General features: G+C 63.4%; 9 protein-coding genes. 2 read left to right on the forward strand and 7 right to left on the reverse strand.

Annotated elements, in window-relative coordinates; translation table 11 throughout:
• Positions 1 to 163: 163 nt before the first annotated feature.
• The 7 genes from cyoE to hmpA all read right to left on the reverse strand — a co-directional run bounded on the left by cyoE (position 164) and on the right by hmpA (position 7,615).
• Positions 164 to 1,051, reverse strand: coding sequence for a heme o synthase (gene cyoE / locus IF103_RS19920; protein WP_023382256.1), 888 nt, complete (start codon positions 1,049 to 1,051; stop codon positions 164 to 166).
• Between the two features lie 11 nt (positions 1,052 to 1,062).
• Positions 1,063 to 1,395 (reverse strand): cytochrome o ubiquinol oxidase subunit IV, encoded by a 333-nt coding sequence (gene cyoD / locus IF103_RS19925; RefSeq protein WP_023382257.1) that lies wholly within the window; start codon positions 1,393 to 1,395, stop codon positions 1,063 to 1,065.
• Complete coding sequence (gene cyoC / locus IF103_RS19930) at positions 1,395 to 2,018, reverse strand: cytochrome o ubiquinol oxidase subunit III (RefSeq protein ID WP_027906615.1); 624 nt, start codon at positions 2,016 to 2,018, stop codon at positions 1,395 to 1,397. The genes cyoD and cyoC overlap by 1 nt, the downstream gene beginning before the upstream one ends.
• A gap of 3 nt (positions 2,019 to 2,021) precedes the next feature.
• Positions 2,022 to 4,040 carry a cytochrome o ubiquinol oxidase subunit I gene (cyoB, locus tag IF103_RS19935; RefSeq protein ID WP_023382259.1) on the reverse strand — a complete coding sequence of 673 codons (2,019 nt, stop codon included), beginning with the start codon at positions 4,038 to 4,040 and terminating at the stop codon, positions 2,022 to 2,024.
• 3 nt (positions 4,041 to 4,043) lie between these two features.
• Entirely contained in the window at positions 4,044 to 4,988 is a 945-nt protein-coding gene (gene cyoA / locus IF103_RS19940; RefSeq protein ID WP_023382260.1) for a ubiquinol oxidase subunit II, read from the reverse strand.
• 560 nt (positions 4,989 to 5,548) lie between these two features.
• Positions 5,549 to 6,055, reverse strand: a complete 507-nt coding sequence (locus IF103_RS19945; protein ID WP_023382261.1) for a disulfide bond formation protein B — start codon at positions 6,053 to 6,055, stop codon at positions 5,549 to 5,551.
• A 381-nt stretch (positions 6,056 to 6,436) separates the two neighbouring features.
• Positions 6,437 to 7,615, reverse strand: a complete 1,179-nt coding sequence (gene hmpA / locus IF103_RS19950) for an NO-inducible flavohemoprotein (RefSeq protein ID WP_023382262.1) — start codon at positions 7,613 to 7,615, stop codon at positions 6,437 to 6,439.
• A 154-nt stretch (positions 7,616 to 7,769) separates the two neighbouring features.
• On the opposite strand from hmpA, the gene norR reads away from it, so the two are divergent.
• Entirely contained in the window at positions 7,770 to 9,320 is a 1,551-nt protein-coding gene (norR, locus tag IF103_RS19955; RefSeq protein WP_023382263.1) for a nitric oxide reductase transcriptional regulator NorR, read from the forward strand.
• A 183-nt stretch (positions 9,321 to 9,503) separates the two neighbouring features.
• Complete coding sequence (locus IF103_RS19960; RefSeq protein ID WP_202675610.1) at positions 9,504 to 20,234, forward strand: BapA/Bap/LapF family large adhesin; 10,731 nt, start codon at positions 9,504 to 9,506, stop codon at positions 20,232 to 20,234.
• Positions 20,235 to 20,259 lie beyond the last annotated feature (25 nt).

Consider the following 20,259-nt stretch of genomic DNA (forward strand, 5'->3'; position numbering starts at 1 on the left):
TCAAGTTTATGGTTTGACGAGCAGCCCTTTCGCCGACCAACCCGCTCCTACAGGATCAACCACATGCCTCGGAACGAGCTTACCGGCGAACGGGGCTGCACAGGAAGACGCCCATGAAAAACCCCGGCACATGGCCGGGGTCTTCGTGAAACAGGCGTCTGAATCAGCGTGCGTAGGTCATCAGTACGTCCGCAGCGGTCTGGCTGTCCACCGACATCATCACGCTAAGCGCAGTGACGGTGAGGATGGAGAAACCGAATACCTTGCGAGCCCACTTGTTGTCGTCCTCGGCCTTGTAGCCACCCCATGCCATATAGAGCCAGTACAGGCCCATGGCTGCTGCCACGGCCAGGTAGCCGAGGCCGGCGTAACCGCCGAGGGTAAGCATCAGGGTTGCGAGCACGAAGGCCAGCACGTACAGCACGATCTGCTTCTTCGCCGCCAGGATACCGCGAGCCACCGGCAAGACCGGAATGTTGGCAGCGCTGTAGTCCTTGAAGCGGAAGATGGCGATCGCGAAGCTGTGTGGCATCTGCCACAGGCTGAACATCACCAGCAGGGTCACTGCAGCCAGGTCGAAGTTGTTGCTCACGGCGCAGTAGCCGATCACCGGAGGCATGGCACCCGAAAGGCTGCCGACCAAGGTGCCGTGCACCGATTTGCGCTTAAGCCACAGGCTGTAGAAACCGACGTAGACGATGAAACCGATCAGCGCACAGAACGCCGACAGCGGGTTGGCCTGTACATACAGCAAGCTGAAGCCAGCCACCCCAAGCAGGGTGGCATAGGCCAGCGCGAGGGGCAGCGGCATGCCGCCCTGAACCATGACACGGTTCTTGGTGCGTTCCATCTTCTGGTCGATGTCGCGGTCGATGCAGTTGTTGAACACGCAACCGGACGCCACCACCAGAGAAGTCCCTACCACCACCGCCAGGAACAGGGCGAAATCCACATGGCCCTTCGCGGCAAGGAAGAAACCGCCTGCCACGGAAAGCACGTTACCGAAAATGATCCCCGGTTTGGTGATTTGGATAAAGTGCTTCACGGACATGCAGTCTTACCTCACTTGGCCATCATTTCGATGTGGATGTTGAACATGATCCACAGCGACAGGCCGACCAGCAGTGCAATAACCAGAGTGGTGAACAGGAACGTCGACACGTTGGAACGCTGCTCTTTCGAGCGGTCCATGTGCAGGAAGTACACGAGGTGCACTACTACCTGGATGACGGCCATGGCCACAACAACCAGAACGGTCAGGTTCTTCGGCAGGCTTGGGAACATCACCAGGCCGAACGGAATCGCAGTCAGGATGATCGACAGCACGAAGCCGATCATGTAGGACTTGACGCTACCGTGGTTACCTTCGTGATGAGTGTCGTGTGCGTTAGCCATTACAGAACCCCCAGCAGGTAGACGACGGTGAATACGCAGATCCAGACCACGTCCAGGAAGTGCCAGAACAGGCTCAGGCAGCTCATGCGGGTCTTGGCGGTCGGCGTGATGCCCTTGGTGCTGATCTGATACATCAGAACAGCCATCCAGATCAGGCCGGCGGTTACGTGCAGACCGTGGGTACCTACCAGCGCGAAGAACGCCGACAGGAAACCGCTGCGGTTCGGGCCGTAGCCTTCGTTGATCAGGTGATGGAACTCATAGATTTCCATCGCGATGAAGCCAGCACCGAACAGGAAGGTGATGGCCAACCAGCCCAGCACGCCGCCCTTGTTGCCTTTGAACATCTGCAGCATGGCGAAGCCGAAGGTGATCGACGACAGCAGCAGGAAGGCGGTTTCAACAGCTACGAAATCGAGCTGGAAGATGTCATGACCCGACGGGCCGCCGGCAAAACTGCCGGACAGCACCGCGTAGGTGGCGAAGAGCGACGCAAACAGGATGCAGTCGGTCATCAGGTACAGCCAGAAACCGAGGACGGTCATCTGGCCCGAGTCGTGGTGGTGGTCGTCATGCCCATGGTCGTGACCATGAGCAGCACCGTGCATTACTTGACTGGACATTGATTACACCCGCTCAAACGATTCGACACGTGCGCCGGCAGGCAGAGCACCTGCTTTGGCCAGCGCTTTCATGCGCTCGCCTTCGATGCGCGCCACTTCTTCGGCCGGAACCATGTAGCCCTGGTCGTCACGCGCAGCGTGGCGAACGAAGACAGCGATGGTTGCAACCAGGCTCGCGCCAACCAGCCACCAGATGTGCCAGATGAAGGCGAAGCCGAAGACGGTCAGGAACAGGCCCATGAACAAACCGGTAGAGGTGTTGCTCGGCATGTGGATCGCTTCGTACTTGGCCGGAGCCTTGTAGGCGACACCGGCTTCCTTGGCTTCGTGCCAGGCATCCAGGCCAACCTTCTCAGGCATGTGGGCGAAGTTGTAGAACGGAGGTGGCGACGAAGTCGACCATTCCAGGGTACGACCGCCCCACGGGTCGCCGGTCACGTCCAGGTTCTGGTTGCGGTCGCGGACCGAAACGTAGAGTTGGATCAGCTGGCAAGCGATACCGAACAGGATCAGCACGGCGCCGACGACGGCAACGTACAGGTAGGGTTCCCACAGTGGGTTGTCGGAGTGGTTCAGACGACGGGTCATACCCATGAAGCCCAAGGCATACAGAGGCATGAACGCTACGTAGAAGCCCGAGATCCAGAACCAGAAGGCAGCTTTGCCCCACTTCTCGTTCAGGGTGAAACCGAAGGCTTTCGGGAACCAGTAGGCGAAGCCGGCGATATAGCCGAATACCGCACCACCGATGATCACGTTGTGGAAGTGAGCGATTACGAACAGGCTGTTGTGCAGCACGAAGTCAGCACCCGGAACAGCCAGCAGAACGCCAGTCATGCCACCGATGGAGAAGGTGATCATGAAGCCCAGGGTCCACATGATCGGCGCGGTGAAGCGCAGACGGCCCTGGTAGATGGTGAACAGCCAGTTGAACAGTTTCACACCGGTCGGAATGGAGATCAGCATCGTCGCCAGACCGAAGAAGGTGTTGACGCTGGCGCCTGCACCCATGGTGAAGAAGTGGTGCAGCCATACAGCGAAGCCCAGAACGGCGATTGCGCCCGATGCGTAGATCATCGAGTGGTGGCCGAACAGACGCTTGCCAGCGAAGGTCGAGGTCACTTCCGAGAACACACCGAAGGCCGGCAGGATCAGGATGTAAACCTCAGGGTGACCCCACGCCCAGAACAGGTTGACGTACATCATCGGGTTCCCACCAAGCTCGTTGGTGAAGATGTGGAAGTCCAGATAACGGTCAACAGTCAGCAGCGCGAGTGCAGCGGTCAGGATCGGGAACGAAGCCACGATCAGCACGTTGGCCCAGGTGCAGGTCCAGGTGAAGATCGGCATGTCCATCAGCTTCATGCCAGGGGCGCGCATCTTCATCACGGTGACGAGGAAGTTCACGCCTGTCAGTGTCGTACCCAAGCCTGAGAGCTGTAGCGCCCAGATGTAGTAGTCGACACCCACCCCAGGGCTGTACTGAATGCCCGCGAGCGGCGGATAGGCAACCCAGCCGGTCTTGGCGAATTCACCAACGCCCAGCGAAATGTTGACCAACAGCACGCCTGCCAGCAGCAGGTAGAAGCTCAGGGAGTTCAGGAACGGGAAGGCAACGTCACGTGCACCGATTTGCAGAGGAACGGCAAGGTTCATCAGGCCGGTGAAGAACGGCATCGCCATGAAGATGATCATGATCACACCGTGAGCGGTGAAGATCTGGTCATAGTGTTCAGGCGGCAGGTAGCCTTCGGAGCCACCGGTGGCGGCGGCCAGCTGGGTACGCATCATGATGGCGTCGGCGAAGCCGCGCAGCAGCATGACCATCGCGACGATGATGTACATCACCCCGATTTTCTTGTGGTCGACCGTGGTCAGCCACTCAGTCCACAAGTAGGTCCACTTGCGGAAGTAGGTGATAGCACCGACCAAAGCGATACCACCGAGCGCGATAATGGCGAGTGTCACCATGACTATCGGCTCGTGATAGGGTATCGCCTCCAGGCTTAATTTACCGAACATCTCTTACTCCTCTGCACCGGCAGCTGGTTGCATACTCGATTCCACACCCTTGGTAGTGGCCAGATCTTTGCTGCCTGCTTCTTCGTGGCTCGGACGACCGCGGTTCATGCCTTCGTACTTGTCGACGATGATCTGGAACTGGTCAGGCGAGGCCTCGCTGTACAGCGCGACTGGGTTGTTTTCGCTTGGTTTGGCCAAGGCTTCGTATTCGGCCTTGTCCAGCTTCTTCGGCGACTGCTTGACCTCGGCGACCCACTTGTCGAAGTCTTCCTGGGAGGTTGCAGTGGCCTTGAATTTCATGCCGGTGAAGCCAGCGCCGCTGTAGTTGGCGCTGATACCGTCGAACTCGCCGTTTTCGTTGGCGATCAGGTGCAGCTTGGTGGTCATGCCGGCCATGGCGTAGATCTGGCCGCCCAGGCCCGGGATGAAGAACGAGTTCATCACGGCGTCGGAGGTGACGCGGAAGTTGACCGGGGTGTTAGCCGGGAAGACGATCTTGTTGACCGTGGCGATACCTTGCTCCGGGTAGATGAACAGCCATTTCCAGTCCAGCGCGACCACGTCGATCTGCACCGGCTTCACATCGGAATCCAGTGGACGGTACGGGTCCAGCTTGTGGGTGGAGTGGTAGGTGAACCAGCCCAGGGCGATGATGATCAGGATCGGGATGATCCACACCGCGGCCTCGATCTTGGTCGAGTGCGACCAGTCAGGGGTGTAGGTGGCGGCCTTGTTGGAAGCGCGGTACTTCCAGGCGAAAACCACGGTCATGATGATGACCGGAATCACCACCAGCAGCATCAGGCCGGTAGCGATAAGGATGAGGTTCTTTTGCTCAATGCCGACCTGACCTTTCGGGTCGAGCAGGGTCCAGTTGCACCCACTGAGTAAAAGCATGCCTAAAAAGGGCAATATGCCAAACAGTCTGGGGTAACGCTTTTTACTCATCTCACGACCTCTAGATCAGCTTGCTTCAATGCAATTTGTGTTTTGGTAGCCAACACTTCGTCCTGCCAAGTGCGGCATTTCGCGCCCGTACTCGCTCCTGCCCGGGGTCCGACTGCAGGAACCTTGGCGTCAAGCGGGTTAGCGGTGCTTATGGTTTCGTAGGCAACAGGCCTGTACTTCAGACCAAGTCCGTTTGGTGCGGGAAAACGCGGAGGGGGGTCCGCCCGGTATCGCCGTTGGGCGAAACTTGACGAAGTCAGCAAAAAGGAGCGCTGCGGCTTCCTTCAATCCTGCGACTCGCAAGCAGTGCCGAACGGAAATTGGGGGCGATTGTAGATAGGTCGCTTACCCTTGACTATGACTTATTGAGCAACAGTCTTTTACAGAATCCGCAACAATGACCCTGAAAAAATCAACTTCGCGACAGTTTGTCGCACCCCGCTTGATAGCTCTGGAACCCGCATTCTGCAAGGCTTTGAGATTGACCTGGATCAAGCGGGAGGTGACTTTTCGCTCTTCTCACGCGGCGTAAAAGACCACGCGGAAATCGGGACTTTTGTCTAAGCCCCACGCCGGTTGCGGTAGATCCCCAGCGGTACCAGAACGGTGGTAAGGACGAATGCAACCAGCGCCCATTGCGCCAGCGACAAACCGAGGATCGGCGGGTACGGCGTGCTACAGAAGCCGTCGACCTGAAACGCCAGCGGCCACAGCTTGGCCAACGGCAGGTCATCGACGATCGGCTGCAGGGTATCGATGCCGCAACTGACCATCGGGTTGGCGAGTATATACACATGGTTGCCCGCCGCAACGATTCCGCCAATCGCGCTGAGCACCACCAATGCCTCGAAGAAGGTCAGGCTGCGACGTCCCGGCATGGCTGCGGCGATGAACGCGAACACGGCAATCAACAGCAATGCGTAGCGCTGCAGGATGCACAACGGGCAAGGCGCCTCACCGAGCACCACTTGCATGTAGAGCGCGCCGCCAATCAGGGAGAGGCAGATCACCCCCAGCAGCACCAGAAAGCGCCGTTCCCGATTAAGGCGCGATGTTTGTTCGTTCATTGCCGATTCCTTCGATGGAGAGTGGCAGCGTGTGATTCGCCTGCCTTGCGCAAGTCTACACGCCGGTTTGACCTTTGAGCATGTCGAGGACGAGGCATGGCAGCGCTGCACTATCCAAAGATGGCTGAGACCTGTTGCTGCGGCGTCGGTTCAACGTCGGCCAGCAAAAAAGCTACCCAGGTGCCGCGCAGGGACAAGCCCCTCGACACCCGGGAGTGAAGGATACAGTGATTAAAGGAGGATTAAAGGTGAAAGATGGTCAATGCTGATTCATCATTCCTTCTATATAGGCAACCACCTGAGGGAGCGACTCTGCGTCGCGAGGCCGCTCCCACCGGGTCACCGTGGTACCTCTGTGATCAGGCCTGCAGGGTCAGCACATCACTGCAGCGCGGCCGCCGGCCCGAAGAACTCGTAGCGGCTCTGCTGCTCCGGAACGCCCAGCCCCTTCAGGTAGCCTTTGACCGCCGCCATGAAGCCCTTGGGCCCGAGGAAGTAGGCATCCACGTCACGCTCGACCGGCATCCATTCGGCCAGCAGATCCTCGCTCAGCAGGCCAACCGCATGGGCGTCGTTGCTGCCATCCGCTTCGGCATAGCAATAGAAGTGCTGCAACTGAGGGTGACGTTCGGCCAACGCGCTGATCCAGTCGCGGAAGGCATGCACCGCGCCATTGCGCGCACAGTGAATGAAATGCACTGGACGCTTGGTCTCAAGCGCCGCCTCCAGCATCGCCAGGGTCGGGGTGATACCCACACCTCCACTGATCAATACCAAGGGCTTGTCGCTGGCGGTCAGCGTGAAGTCGCCCGATGGTGGGAACAGCTGCAGGGTATCGCCGACGACAAGCTGGTCGTGAAGGTAGTTGGATACCTTGCCACCGGCCTCGCGCTTGACGCTGATCCGGTACTCCTTGCCGTCGCACAGCGCCGACAGCGAATAGTTGCGGCGCTGCTCGACCCCGTCGATGAACAGCTGCAGGCCAATGTATTGGCCCGGCTCGGCCTTGAGCACCGGCTTGCCATCCAGCGGAGCAAAGTAGAACGAAACGATTTCGCTGCTCTCTTGCGCGCGGCGGACCAGGCGGAACTCACGGGCGCCACGCCAGCCACCGGCGGCCTCTTCCTTCTGTTTGTACAAGTGCTCTTCCGCGCCGATCAGGATATCGGCCAGCTGGCCGTAGGCAGCGCCCCAGGCCGCGATCACTTCGGGGGTGGCGATTTCCTTGCCCAACACTTCCTCGATGGCCCGCAGCAGGCAGCTGCCGACGATCGGGTAATGCTCCGGGAGAATCTGCAGGGCGACGTGCTTGTTGATGATCTGGCCAACCAGGCCGCCCAGCTGTTCAAGCTGGTCGATATGGCGGGCATACATCAGCACACCGTTGGCCAGCGCGCGAGGCTGGTCACCGCTGGCCTGGTGAGCCTGGTTGAACAGGGGACGCACTTCGGGGTATTCGCTGAGCATCATCTTGTAGAAATGAGTGGTCAGCGCTTCACCACCGCTTTCGAGCAGCGGGACAGTGGCCTTGATGATTGCACGTTGTTCGGCATTGAGCATTGCGACGACTCCTAAGCCTGTGGCTTCGAATGGTTGCACTGGCTATTTCAGCATTCGTGCCAACTCGAAAGGCCCATGAAATCAATGCCTTGACACCGATCATGTCAAAACGACCCACCCCAGCGTATAGTCATTACGACCAATAGGAGTCAATATGACTGCAAAGCCTCTGCTCACCGCCCTCCTCCCGCTGGTCAGCGACCTGTCCCGCGACCTGCCCGACCAGGAGCGTTACCGCCGCCTGTTACAGGCCATGCGCGGCCTGCTGCCGTGTGACGCCGCCGCCCTGCTCCGCCTGGATGGAGAATGGCTGGTGCCACTGGCAGTGGACGGACTGTCGCCAGATACCCTCGGCCGGCGTTTCAAGGTCAGTGAGCATCCACGCTTCCAGATCCTGTTGAGCCGCCCCGAGCCTACGCGCTTCGCCAGCGACTCCGCGTTGCCCGACCCTTATGACGGCCTGGTGCATGCCCCGGACGCCAACCTTGAAGTCCATGACTGCATGGGCTGCCCGCTGATGGTCGATGAACGTCCCTGGGGCCTGGTCACCCTCGACGCGCTGACCCCCGGCCAGTTCCAAAGTCTTGAACTGGAAGCCCTGCAGGCCTTCGCCAGCCTGGCAGCGGCTACCGTGACCGTGGCCGAGCGCATCGAACACCTGGCCCTGCGCGCCGAGGATGAACACCACCGTGCCGAAATCTACCGTCAGGCCAGCGGCCAGCATCAGGAACTGATAGGCCAGAGCAAGGCACACAAACGCTTGGTGGAGGAGATCCGCCTGGTCGGCGGCAGCGACCTGACCGTGCTGATCACCGGTGAGACCGGGGTGGGCAAGGAGTTGGTGGCCCAGGCCCTGCACCAGGCCAGCAAACGCGCCGACCAGCCAATGATCAGCCTCAACTGCGCAGCCCTGCCAGACACCCTGGTGGAAAGCGAGCTGTTTGGCCATGTGCGCGGTGCCTTTACTGGCGCCCATGGCGAACGACGCGGCAAGTTCGAACTGGCCAACGGCGGCACGCTGTTCCTCGATGAAGTCGGCGAGCTGCCATTGACCGTGCAGGCCAAGCTACTTCGGGTGCTGCAAAGCGGTCAGTTGCAACGCTTGGGGTCGGACCGTGAACATCAGGTCGATGTGCGCCTGATCGCCGCGACCAACCGCGACCTGGCCGCGGAAGTGCGCAACGGCAACTTCCGCGCCGACTTCTATCACCGCTTGAGCGTCTACCCCCTGCAGGTGCCACCGCTGCGCCAGCGAGGCCGCGACGTGCTGTTGCTGGCCGGCTACTTCCTCGAACAGAACCGCTCACGCCTTGGCCTCAATAGTTTGCGCCTGTCCAGCGACGCGCAGGCCGCACTGCTGGGTTACGACTGGCCTGGCAATGTCCGCGAACTGGAACACCTGATCGGCCGCTCGGCGCTCAAGGCACTGGGCCAACACGCCGACAGACCACGGATTCTGACCCTGGAAGCCCGCGACCTGGACCTGCGCGCGGTCGCGTCTTCCAATGAGGCTCAATCCGCCCTGCCACAGCAGGAAGCGCCCTTACCTGAAGGCGGCCTGCGTGACGCGGTGGACGCCTATCAACGCCAGGTGATTGAAGCCTGCCTCCAACGTCATGACCACAACTGGGCTGCCGCTTCCCGTGAACTGGGCCTGGACCGCGCCAACCTCAACCGACTGGCGCGCCGGCTAGGGCTTCGCTGAGGCCCGTGCACCAAAGCATTAGTCGGTAAAGCTATCTAGCCGATTGCCAGTTGGCTGCTTAACTGCATAAGGAATCGGTACCTCGGCCTTTGAGTGGCCAGTACTGTTGAAGGCATGCCGCGCCCGCTCGGCCCTGGGCCAATGGACGTCGACCATGTCGCCGTACAACTGCAGGGAGCACTCATGGACAGTATTGTCGTTGCCGATAAGCAAACTTCAGTCGCTACCCAGAATGCCTGGGGCAATATCAGCCTGAAAAGCCCCGCGGTCGTGCAAATGCCGATTTCGCCCAACCAGGTGGCCACCGTCACCCAGCGCGGGCAGGACCTGATCGTTACGCTCAAGTCCGGCGAAAAAATAACGATCGGTAATTTCTTCGCCGTCGACCAGGCGGGCGTTGCCAGCGACATGGTCTTCGTCGGCGAAGATGGCACCCTGTGGTACGCCAACTACGATGCCGAAGCGTTCACAGGCTTCACGTTCGAAGAGGTGAGTTCGCTCGACCAGGTGGTGGCGGGTATCGGCGTCGCCGGCAGTGCGACGCCAACCTGGGCGATCGCGGGCCTGAGTCTGCTGGGCGTCGGAGGCGCAGCCGCGGCAGTCGACAACGGGAGCAGTGGCGGCGGTGGCGGCGGATCGGCACCGTCCGACACAACGCCTCCGGCTACCCCCATCGACCTGCTGGTTTCCCCGGATGGCCTGCGCCTGACCGGCCGGGGCGAAGCCGGCACAACGGTCAACGTCCGCGATGCGGCCGGTAATCTGATCGGCAGCGGCACAGTGGGGGCCGATGGACGCTTCGAAATCAGCCTCGACCCGCCGCAGATCAACAGCGAAAACCTTCAAGTCATCCTGACCGACGCCGCAGGCAACGCCTCCCCGGCAGGCACCGTCGTCGCGCCGGACGCGACCGCTCCGCTGGCGCCGACCAACCTGGCGATCGACGAACAAGGCACCACCCTCAGCGGCCGTGCCGAGCCGGGCGCCACGGTTCAGGTACGCGGCCCTGGCGGCACGCTGCTGGGCAGCGTCGTGGCAGGTGCCGACGGTCAGTTCAGCATCACCCTGCAACCCCCTCAAACCGACGGCCAGGCCCTGACTGTCACCGCCCAGGACGCTGCTGGCAATACCTCGCCCGCGGCAAGCATCACCGCGCCGGACGACGTCGGCACGCCCCCGGACACCACCCCGCCCGACGCCCCGGTCAACCTGGTGATCGCAGCGGGTGGCCAACAACTGAGCGGTCGCGGTGAAGCGGGAACCAGGGTCGAGGTGCGCAATGCCGACGGCACCTTGATCGGCAGTGGTGTGGTGGGCAATGACGGCAATTTCACCATTCCTCTCTCTCCAGCCCAGGCCAACGGTGAAGCACTGAACGTCGTGCTCATCGACAACGCCGGCAACACATCGTCGCCCAGCCCGATCACCGCACCGGACACCACCCCACCCAGTCCTGCCACCAACCTGGCACTGAGCGCCGATGGGGTTACCCTCACCGGGCGCGGCGAAATCGGCACCACGGTACAGGTTCGCAATGCCCAGGGCGTGCTGCTCGGTTCTGCCGTGGTTGGGCCTAATGGCCAGTTCACGGTGACTTTGACCCCTGCGCAGACCGACGGCCAGATACTGGACGTGACGCTGCGCGATGCCACAGGCAACACGACGACCACCCCGCTCACCGCTCCGGACCTGGACGGCCCGGCACAACCCTCCGGGCTGGCACTCGATGTCGCCGGCACCCACCTCACCGGGCAAGGGCAACCCGGCTCGATCATCACCGTGCGCGCGGCCAATGGCACCGTGCTAGGCACTACCACGGTCGGCACCGACGGGCGCTTCGAGGTCACCCTCTCGACACCGCAGCGCAACGGTGAAAGCCTGACCGTGGACGCCACCGACAGCCTCGGCAACAGTGCCGGTGCCGTCAACTTCACCGCACCGGACACCTCACCTCCATTGCCGATCACCACCCCCAGCATCGACAGCACCGGTACAACCGTCACAGGCAGCGGGGAACCTGGGGCCACCGTGACCGTTCGCGCCCCCGATGGCAGCGTGCTCGGCACCGGCCAGGTCGCCAGCAATGGCAGCTTCACGGTCACCCTCAACACACCGCAGACCAACGGCCAGGCGCTCTCCGTCGAGCAGCGTGACCCTACCGGCAATGTGTCGACCTCGACCGACCTCACCGCCCCTGACAACCAGGACCCCACCCCACCGGCAGACCTGTCTTTGTCCGGCGATGGCAGCACCCTGTCTGGCACGGGCGAGCCTGGCGCGCAGGTCACGGTCAAAGATGGGTCTGGCGGGGTCTTGGGCACGGCAGTGGTACAGGCCGACGGCAGCTTCCAAGTCATCCTCGACCCGCCGCAGCTCAATGGCCAGACGTTGTCAGTGAGTCAGGCCGATGCCGCCGGCAACGGCTCGACAGACACCCCGTTCGTAGCCAACGACCTTGAAGCGCCCACGCCTGCCCAAAACCTGGCACTGGATGCCAGTGGTACCTTGCTCACCGGGCAAGGCGAGCCTGGCACCACGGTGGTGGTGCGCAATGCCAACGGCCAAATACTGGGTAGCGACCAGGTCAATGCCAACGGCAGCTTCACCGTCACCCTCAGCCCGCCACAAACCAATGGTGAAACGGTGTCGGTGGTGCTGATCGACACCGCGAACCACAGCTCTCCGTCAGCCAGCTACACCGCCGACGACAGCAGTGCGCCAACGTCACCGACAGGGCTGCTGGTCGGCCCGGGCGGCACCTACCTGCAGGGCACTGGCGAGGTAGGTGCGACGGTGGAGGTGCGCAACGCTCAAAACGTGTTGCTGGGCAGCGTGGTGGTTCCGCCAGGCGGCGCCTTCACGGTTGCGCTTTCACCGGCACAGCTCGACGGGCAGTCACTCAACGTGACCTTGACCGACGGCAGTGGCAACACCTCCATGGCCACACCGGTCACCGCCCCCGACCTCACGCCACCGGCCGCCCCCAGCGACCTCGCAGTTGTCCTGAACGGCACGGCGCTCACGGGTAACGCCCCAGGTGCGACCTCGATCACGGTACTGGGCCCCAACGGCAACCTCCTTGCCAGCGGGACAGTCCAGTCCGACGGCAGCTTCAGCGTGCCCCTGTCGACTGCACAGCAGAACGGCGAAACCCTCACCGTCATCGTGGCCGATGCCGCAGGCAACAGCGCCGCCCCGGCAGCGGTGACCGCCCCGGACACCACGCCCCCCAGCGCAGCGACCAACGTCTCCCTGAGCCCGGATGGCACCCTCGTTGCCGGCAATGCCGAGCCAGGCACCGTTGTCATTGTCCGGGACGGCAGTACGCCCTTGGGCAGCGCGACCGTGGGCCCTGACGGTACCTTCCAGGTCGTGCTCGATCGCCCGCTCACCAACGGTGAAGTGGTCGACCTGGTGGTGCGCGACGGCGCCGGACAGGAAGCGAGCAGCCTCTTGAACGGACCCGACGGCAGTGAAGTCGCCAGCCCCACCAACCTGGCGCTCAGCGCCGATGGCTTCGTCCTCACCGGCCAAGGCACCGTCGGCACCCTGATCACGGTGACCTCCAACGGCAATGTACTGGGCACCGCCACCGTCGGCAGCGATGGCACCTTCCATGTGTTCCTCAACGCCGCCCAACTCAACGGACAAACCCTGCAGGCCTACGCCCAGGCGACGGTGGGCGGCACGGCGTCGGTACCCGCCGTGATCGTGGCGGCCGACAGCACCGCACCGGATGCGCCGACCCAGGTCGACCTGAACCCGGCCGGGACCGTTCTCACGGGTCGTGGCGAGGTCGGTGCCACCGTCAAAGTGCTCGATGCTCAAGGCACGCAAGTAGGCAGCGCAGTCGTTGCGAGCAACGGTCTGTTCAGCGTCACCTTGGTGCCTGCGCAGACCAATGCCCAACAGCTGACCATCACCCAGACGGATACCGGCGGCAACACTTCACTGCCCGCGACGCTCCAGGCGCCCGACCTGCAAGCACCACTGGCCGCCAACCAACTCAGCCTCAACAGCGCCGCCACCGTGGTCAGCGGCCAGGGCGAAGCCGGCGCGACTGTCACCGTGCGCGACGCCAATGGCACTGTCCTCGCCACCGGCACGGTCAACCAGAGCGGCGTGTTCCAGGTCACCCTGCCCAGTGCGCAGACCACCGGCAGTGCCCTGCAGGTCACCCTTACCGATGCCGCCGGCAACGTGTCCGCCCCCGCCAGCCTGGCAACGCCGGACCGCACGCCACCGAATGCCGTCGCCGACGTCGTACTCAGTGCCGACGGTCGGCACCTGACGGGCAGTGGCGAGATCGGAGCCATTGTCCAGGTGCGCAATGCCGCGGGTACCATGCTAGGCACCGCTACCGTAGGCGCCGATGGACGCTTCACGGTGGCCTTCAGCACACCTCAGGCCGATGGCAGCACCCTTGGCGTGACCCAGGCAGACAGCGCCGGCAATACCTCCCCGGCAGTGAGCGTCAACACCCCGGACCTCACGCCGCCTGCCGCACTGACCAATGTAATCTTGAACAACAACGGACTGACCCTGACCGGTCTTGGGGAAGCGGGCGCCACGGTCACCGTTCGCGGTCCGGATGGCACCGTCATCGGTACCGGCCTGGTGGCCGCAAATGGCAGCTTTACCCTGACGCTCGATAGCGCGCAGCTCAATGCCCAGCATCTGAGCGTGACCCAGACCGACGCAGGCAACAACACCTCCGCCGTCGTTGCGGTGATCGCGCCCGACCACACCTCACCCGCCGCCCCCAGCGGTCTGTCGCTGGCCGCCAGCGGGCTGCAGTTGAGCGGCATTGCCGAGGCAGGCAGTACGGTCACGGTACGCGATGCCTCAGGCAATGTCCTAGGCACGGCCATCGCCAACAGCAACGGAACCTTCCAGGTCACCCTCGACAGCCCACAGACCAATGGCCAGACATTGCAGGTGAGTGCAACCGATGCCGCAGGCAATGTGTCGCCCACCACTCCCTATACCGCCGCGGACACCACCCCGCCAGCGCCAGTGTCGCAACTGGCGGTGTCTGCCGATGGCAGCACCCTGACGGGGATCGGCGAGGCCAATGCCTCGGTGACCGTTCGCGCACCAGATGGGTCGATTCTGGGTACGACCACTGTGGGTGTCGATGGTCGGTTCAGCGTGACGCTGTCGCCCGCCGCTGTCGCTGGCCAGGACCTTGGCGTGGTGCAGACCGATGCCGCACAGAACGCCTCGCCCGCACAGACCGTCACCGCTCCGGGCAATCTTGCCCCGGACATTCCCGATGACCTGGTGCTATCGGCCAATGGCCTGACGGTAACCGGCACCGGCACGCCCGGTAGCGCCGTGAACGTCTATGGTCCCCATGGCGTGCTGCTGGGTTCCGGCCTGGTGGCTGTCGACGGCACTTTCACCGTCGGCCTCAGCAGTGCTCAGGCCAACGGCGAAGTGCTGCAAGTGGTTGCCGTGGGTAGCGATGGCAACACATCCTTGCCTGCCACCCTGGTGGCACCCGACACCACCGCGCCGCAACCGCTGACCAACCTGGCCATTTCCAGCAACGGGCTGGTGCTGAGCGGGCGTGGCGAGCCTGGCGCCACCGTCAAAGTACTGGGCGACGGTGGGGTCGAGCTCGGCCAGGGTGTGGTCGATGCCTCGGGCCAGTTCAGCATTAACCTCAGCCCTGCGCAGCTCAACGGCCAGCACCTCAGTGCCAGCCAGACCGATGCGGCGGGCAACGAGTCCAACAGCGTCAGCCTCACCGCCCCCGACCTGGTCGCCCCCGCCGCGCCGCAACAACTGGCCTTCGCCGGCGGCGGCACCCTGCTCAACGGTACTGGCGAGGCCGGCACCAGCGTCAAGGTGCTGGCTGCCGACGGCAGTGTGCTGGGCACTGCGGTGGTTCGTGGCGACGGCACCTTCCAGGTCAACCTGACACCCGCCCAGGCCAATGGCCAGACCGTGCAGGTGATACTCACCGATGCCGCCGGCAACCAATCCGATGCCACGTCCCTTACCGCGGCGGACACAACGCCCCCCGCGGCGCCAAGCGAACTCGCCATCGCCAGCGACGGCGCCACCCTCACCGGCCGTGGTGAAGCGGGTGCACGGGTGTCGGTGAAAGATGCCAACGGCAACGAGATCGGCAGCGCCGTGGTCGATGCCAGCGGCGCCTTCACCATCACCCTCAACCCGCCGCTGGGCAATGCCGAGCTGCTCAGCGTCAGCCAGAGCGACGCCGCCGGTAACGCCTCGCCTGCAACCTCGCTGCAAACGCCGGACTTCACTCCACCTGACGCCCTTACCCAGGTGGTCATCAATGCCGATGGCAGCCTGGTCAGCGGCCGTGGCGAAGCGGGTGCAACTGTCACCGTGACCAATGCCGCCGGGGAGGTGCTCGGCACCACCGTCGTACTTGCCGATGGCAGCTTCCAGGTCGCACTGACACCGGCGCAGATCAACCAACAGGCGCTGTCGGTGCAGCAGGCCGACCCGCCCGGCAACATCAGCGTCCCAGTGGTCGTCACCGCCCCCGACCTGACACCACCCGCGACGCCTGACGCACTACGCCTGAACGCTGCGGGTGACCAGCTCAGCGGCAATGGCGAAGCTGGCACCACAGTGCGGGTGTATCAAGGCAACACCCTGATCGGCGAGGCCACGGTGGACGCCGACGGCACCTTCGTGGTCGACCTGACGCCCGCACAGCTCAATGGCCAGCAATTGCAGGTCACCCTGGAAGATACCAGCGGCAACGTTTCGCCGATCGGCACCCTCACCGTGGCCGATGTCACCCCGCCCGCCAGTGTCCTGGCGACACTCAACGGCAGCGGCACCCAGCTGACCGGCACAGGAGAAGCCGGCGCCAACATCACCGTGGTCAACGACCTGGGCGATGTCGTCGGCCAAGGAGTGATCGATGCCGACGGCACCTTCGTGCTGGATCTGAGCACCCCTCAGATCGACGGCCAGGTGCTGACCATCATCGCCCAGGACGCCACCGGCAACCCGTCGTCGCCATTCCAGGTCACCGCACCGGACCTGACACCGCCCGCACAACCGACCGGCCTGAGCCTGACCGCCAATGGCTTGCAGCTCAGCGGCAGCGCCGAACCGGGCAGCACCATCACTGTGCGCGGGCCGGACAACACGGTGCTGGGTGAAATCGAAGTTCCCGTCAATGGCGTGTTCACCGTCACGCTTTCACCCGCTCAGACCAACGGCCAACTGCTGTCGGTGGTGGCCACCGATGACGCCGGCAACACCTCGCCGACTGCCTCCTACCAAGCTGCCGACACCACGGCGCCAGACCTTGTCACCAACTTGAGCATCAGCCCCGGTTACGATGTGCTAAGCGGACGCGGTGAGCCCGGCGCAACCGTGACCGTCACGCTGAACGGCAACCCTCTCGGCAGCGCAGTGGTGGCCGCCAACGGTACTTTCCAAGTCACCTTGCAACCGGCGCCAGGCCCGGACGAGGAACTGCGAATCACCCAGCGTGACGCAGCCCAGAACACATCGGGCGAAGCCAGCTACGATACGCCGCTGGTGCCGGTACCTGCCGCCCCCACCAACGTGGATCTGGCCGCAGATGGCCTGATCTTGAGCGGCAACGCCGAGATCGGCACCACCATCGAGGTGCGTGACGCGTCAGGGACACTCATAGGCACTGGCCTGACAGGCGCTGGTGGCACCTTCACCCTGACGTTGGACAGCGCCCAGCTCAATGGCGAAACGCTGTCGGTCACCGCTGTGTCCGCATTGGGGGGAAGCTCGATACCCGCCATCGTGCAAGCGGAGGACAGCACGGCCCCGGCCAACCCCATCGTCACCGCACTTTCAACCAATGGCCTGGTGCTCAGCGGTACGGGTGAAGCAGGCGCAACCGTGACGGTCCGCGATGCAGGAGGGGCCATCATCGGTACCGGCCAGGTGAATGCCGGAGGGGCCTTCTCCATCACCTTGTCGAGCCCACAGCTCAACGGCCAGGTGCTGGGGGTGACTCAAACCGACGCGGCGCTGAATCCATCCGGCAGCACCAGCTTCACAGCACCTGATTCACAGGCACCAGCGCCTGTGAGCAACCTGGCGATCAATGCCGGCGGCACCGTGCTTACCGGTACCGGCGAACCCGGGGCGACTGTCACCGTGCAAGGCCCCGGCGGTGTCGCACTGGGCAATGCCACGGTCGGCAGCAACGGCCAGTTCAGTATCACCCTCACCACGGCGCAGAACGACGGACAGCAACTGACCGTGCGCCAGGCCGACGCGGCAGGCAACACCTCCAGCAGCGCCAGCATCAACGCGCCCGACACCACGCCGCCCACTGCCCCGGTCGCCAGCATCAACAGCAACGGTACGGTGGTTTCAGGCACTGGACAGGCCGGTACCACAGTTACCGTGCGCAACAGCGCCGGGACGATTCTCGGCACCGCGACCGTCGGCACCAACGGCCTGTTCGTGGTCAGCCTGGCCGCAGCACAGGTGGACAACCAGGCGTTGACCGTCACGCTCACTGACGCGGCGGGCAACACCTCCCAGGGTGCCGCGCTGACCGCACCGGACCTCACACCGCCAGCGGCGGCCAGCAACCTGGTCATCAGCGCCGACGGCAGCGTGCTGACCGGTAATGGCGAACCCGGCGCCACGGTCACGGTGCGCAACGCCAGCGGCACCGTGCTGCAGACCGCCACCGTGCAGCCCAATGGCAGCTTCACCGTCACCCTGAGCCCTGCACAGGACAACGGCCAGGTGCTGTCGGTGACGCTAACCGACCCGCGCAACAACGTCTCGGGCAATACCAACATCACGGCACCGGACGTGGACGCCAGCGCCCCGGTGGTGGCCAGCGACAACCTGGCGACCGCCACCGTCAACCTGGCACCGGTGGTGTCCACGCAAACCTATCAGGACAGTTTCTCGACCCTGCTGGCGGGCTTCTCCAAGACCTATACTTGGACGGTCGCTTCCGGCACCACGGTGGATCCTACCCTGACCCTCAACACCAGTAGCGCCCTCGCCTTGCTGGACAACGCCACCTTCACCTTGCAAGTGAAAAACGCCAGTGGCGCCTGGGTGACGCTAGCCACCGGCAACACCCAAGGGTTGCTCGACCTGATCCTGCTGCCGCTGGGTCAGGGTGTTCGGGTCGACATCGGCGACTTGCTGGCCGGTGAATACCGGCTGACGGTGAGCAGTGGCGGCATCGGCCTGCTGACCACGGTTACCACACAACTGGACATCGAAACCACCAGCCAGACCCAGTTCACCGGAACCGGAACGCCTACCTCCGGCAACGTCATCAGTGACCCGGGCACCGATGGCGCCACCGACCTGCTCGGGCCGGACAGCGGTGCAGTCCTGCAAGTGCTGAAGAACGGCAGCTATGTCGCGGCTGGCAGCGCCACCGAGGTGCAGGGCCTGTACGGCACCCTGGTGATCCGTGCCGATGGCAGCTACACCTACACCCCGAACGGCAGCCCATCCAGCGTCGGCAAGGTCGATATCTTTAGCTACCAGCTGGTTCACGCCAATGGCCTGGTGGATGGCGCCACGCTCTACGTGCGCATCGACAGCCCGCAGGCCACCGAGATCTGGAGCAACACCAACTACGGCGCTCCCGCCACGGTTGTGGATGCGGTCAATGACATCGACAGCACTGGCATCAGTCTGGTCAATCGCGAATCCACCAGTTCCACCACCTTCACACCGCTGAGCCTGCCGGTGATCGGCACACGGCAGGCAACCTACAGCACCACCGTAGCCACCGATACCACGGCCGACCTTCAGGTCGTGCTCAACTCGACCAACCTGCTGGGGCTGCTCAACGGCACGACCATCGACCTACTCAAGCTCAACCCAGCAACGGGCCTTTACGCAGTGGTTCAGTCGGTGAACGGCAGTTCGCTGGTCAGCCTGCTGGGGGGCGGCTCCGCCTACACCTTCCAGGACCAGACCGCAGGCTCTTACCAGATACGCGTGACCGCCAGCGGCATCGGCCTGGCCAGCTCCCTCACCACCACGCTCAACACCACGACGACCCATCTCACCGAATTCGTGGTCAGCGGCTATACCCCGGTCACCGGTAACCTGCTTACCGACACCGCAGGGGGTGGAGCCGATAACCTCGGCTCGTCCCTGACCGTGCTCAGCGTCCTGGTGGCCGCCAACACCTATGCGATCCCGGGCTACAACGGCGTCAGCGTGACAGGCACCTATGGCACCTTGCTGGTGCAGGCCGACGGCAGTTACACCTACACCCTCAAGGCGGGCTTGACCTCGGCCATCATTGGCCAGCACGACACCTTCACCTATGAATTGACCCACCCCAACGGCACCACCGATACCGCCACCTTGACCATCAACCTGGACAGCGCCGCCAGTTTCAGTGCCACGAGCGCGCTGCTGGCCGACACCAGCGACGATGGCGTTGCGCTGGCCAGCGTTGCAGCCGCATCCAGCGACGTGATCGCCGGTACCGACGGCAACGACCACCTCGATGGCAGTCAGGGCGGGGCCATCAGCCTGCAGGGGGGAGCCGGCGACGACACCCTGGTGATCGTCGACCAGGACTTCACCAGCGTAGAGGGTGGGGCCGGCACCGACACCCTGCTGTGGGCCGGGGGCGATGCCAGCATCGACCTGGGCAACCTGGCCGAGCGCGTACACGACATCGAGGTCATCGACCTCAATGACACCAGCGCCGTCACCCTCACCCTCAACCTGGCGGACGTCGTGGCCGTCACGGAGACCGGCAAAGACACCTTGGTGATCAAGGGTGATGACAAGGACACGGTGCACCTGACGGACACCTGGACGCTTGCTGGTACCCAGACCGCCGATGGCATCGACTATAACCAATATACGGCCCAGGAGGATCCCAGCCACCACCTGTGGGTGCAAAGCGGCATCCACGTCGTCTGAGCCTGCAGCAAACCGCCGGGTTACC

The organism is Pseudomonas sp. SK2 (assembly GCF_016772395.1).
In the GTDB taxonomy this organism is placed as follows: domain Bacteria; phylum Pseudomonadota; class Gammaproteobacteria; order Pseudomonadales; family Pseudomonadaceae; genus Aquipseudomonas; species Aquipseudomonas taiwanensis.

Excerpts from the sequence above, each read along its gene's own strand:
- hmpA (WP_023382262.1), bottom strand. The coding sequence starts at position 7,615 with ATGCTCAATGCCGAACAACGTGCAATCATCAAGGCCACTGTCCCGCTG.
- cyoA (WP_023382260.1), bottom strand. The coding sequence starts at position 4,988 with ATGAGTAAAAAGCGTTACCCCAGACTGTTTGGCATATTGCCCTTTTTA.
- cyoD (WP_023382257.1), bottom strand. The coding sequence starts at position 1,395 with ATGGCTAACGCACACGACACTCATCACGAAGGTAACCACGGTAGCGTC.
- cyoE (WP_023382256.1), bottom strand. The coding sequence starts at position 1,051 with ATGTCCGTGAAGCACTTTATCCAAATCACCAAACCGGGGATCATTTTC.
- IF103_RS19960 (WP_202675610.1), top strand. The coding sequence starts at position 9,504 with ATGGACAGTATTGTCGTTGCCGATAAGCAAACTTCAGTCGCTACCCAG.
- cyoB (WP_023382259.1), bottom strand. The coding sequence starts at position 4,040 with ATGTTCGGTAAATTAAGCCTGGAGGCGATACCCTATCACGAGCCGATA.
- IF103_RS19945 (WP_023382261.1), bottom strand. The coding sequence starts at position 6,055 with ATGAACGAACAAACATCGCGCCTTAATCGGGAACGGCGCTTTCTGGTG.
- cyoC (WP_027906615.1), bottom strand. The coding sequence starts at position 2,018 with ATGTCCAGTCAAGTAATGCACGGTGCTGCTCATGGTCACGACCATGGG.
- norR (WP_023382263.1), top strand. The coding sequence starts at position 7,770 with ATGACTGCAAAGCCTCTGCTCACCGCCCTCCTCCCGCTGGTCAGCGAC.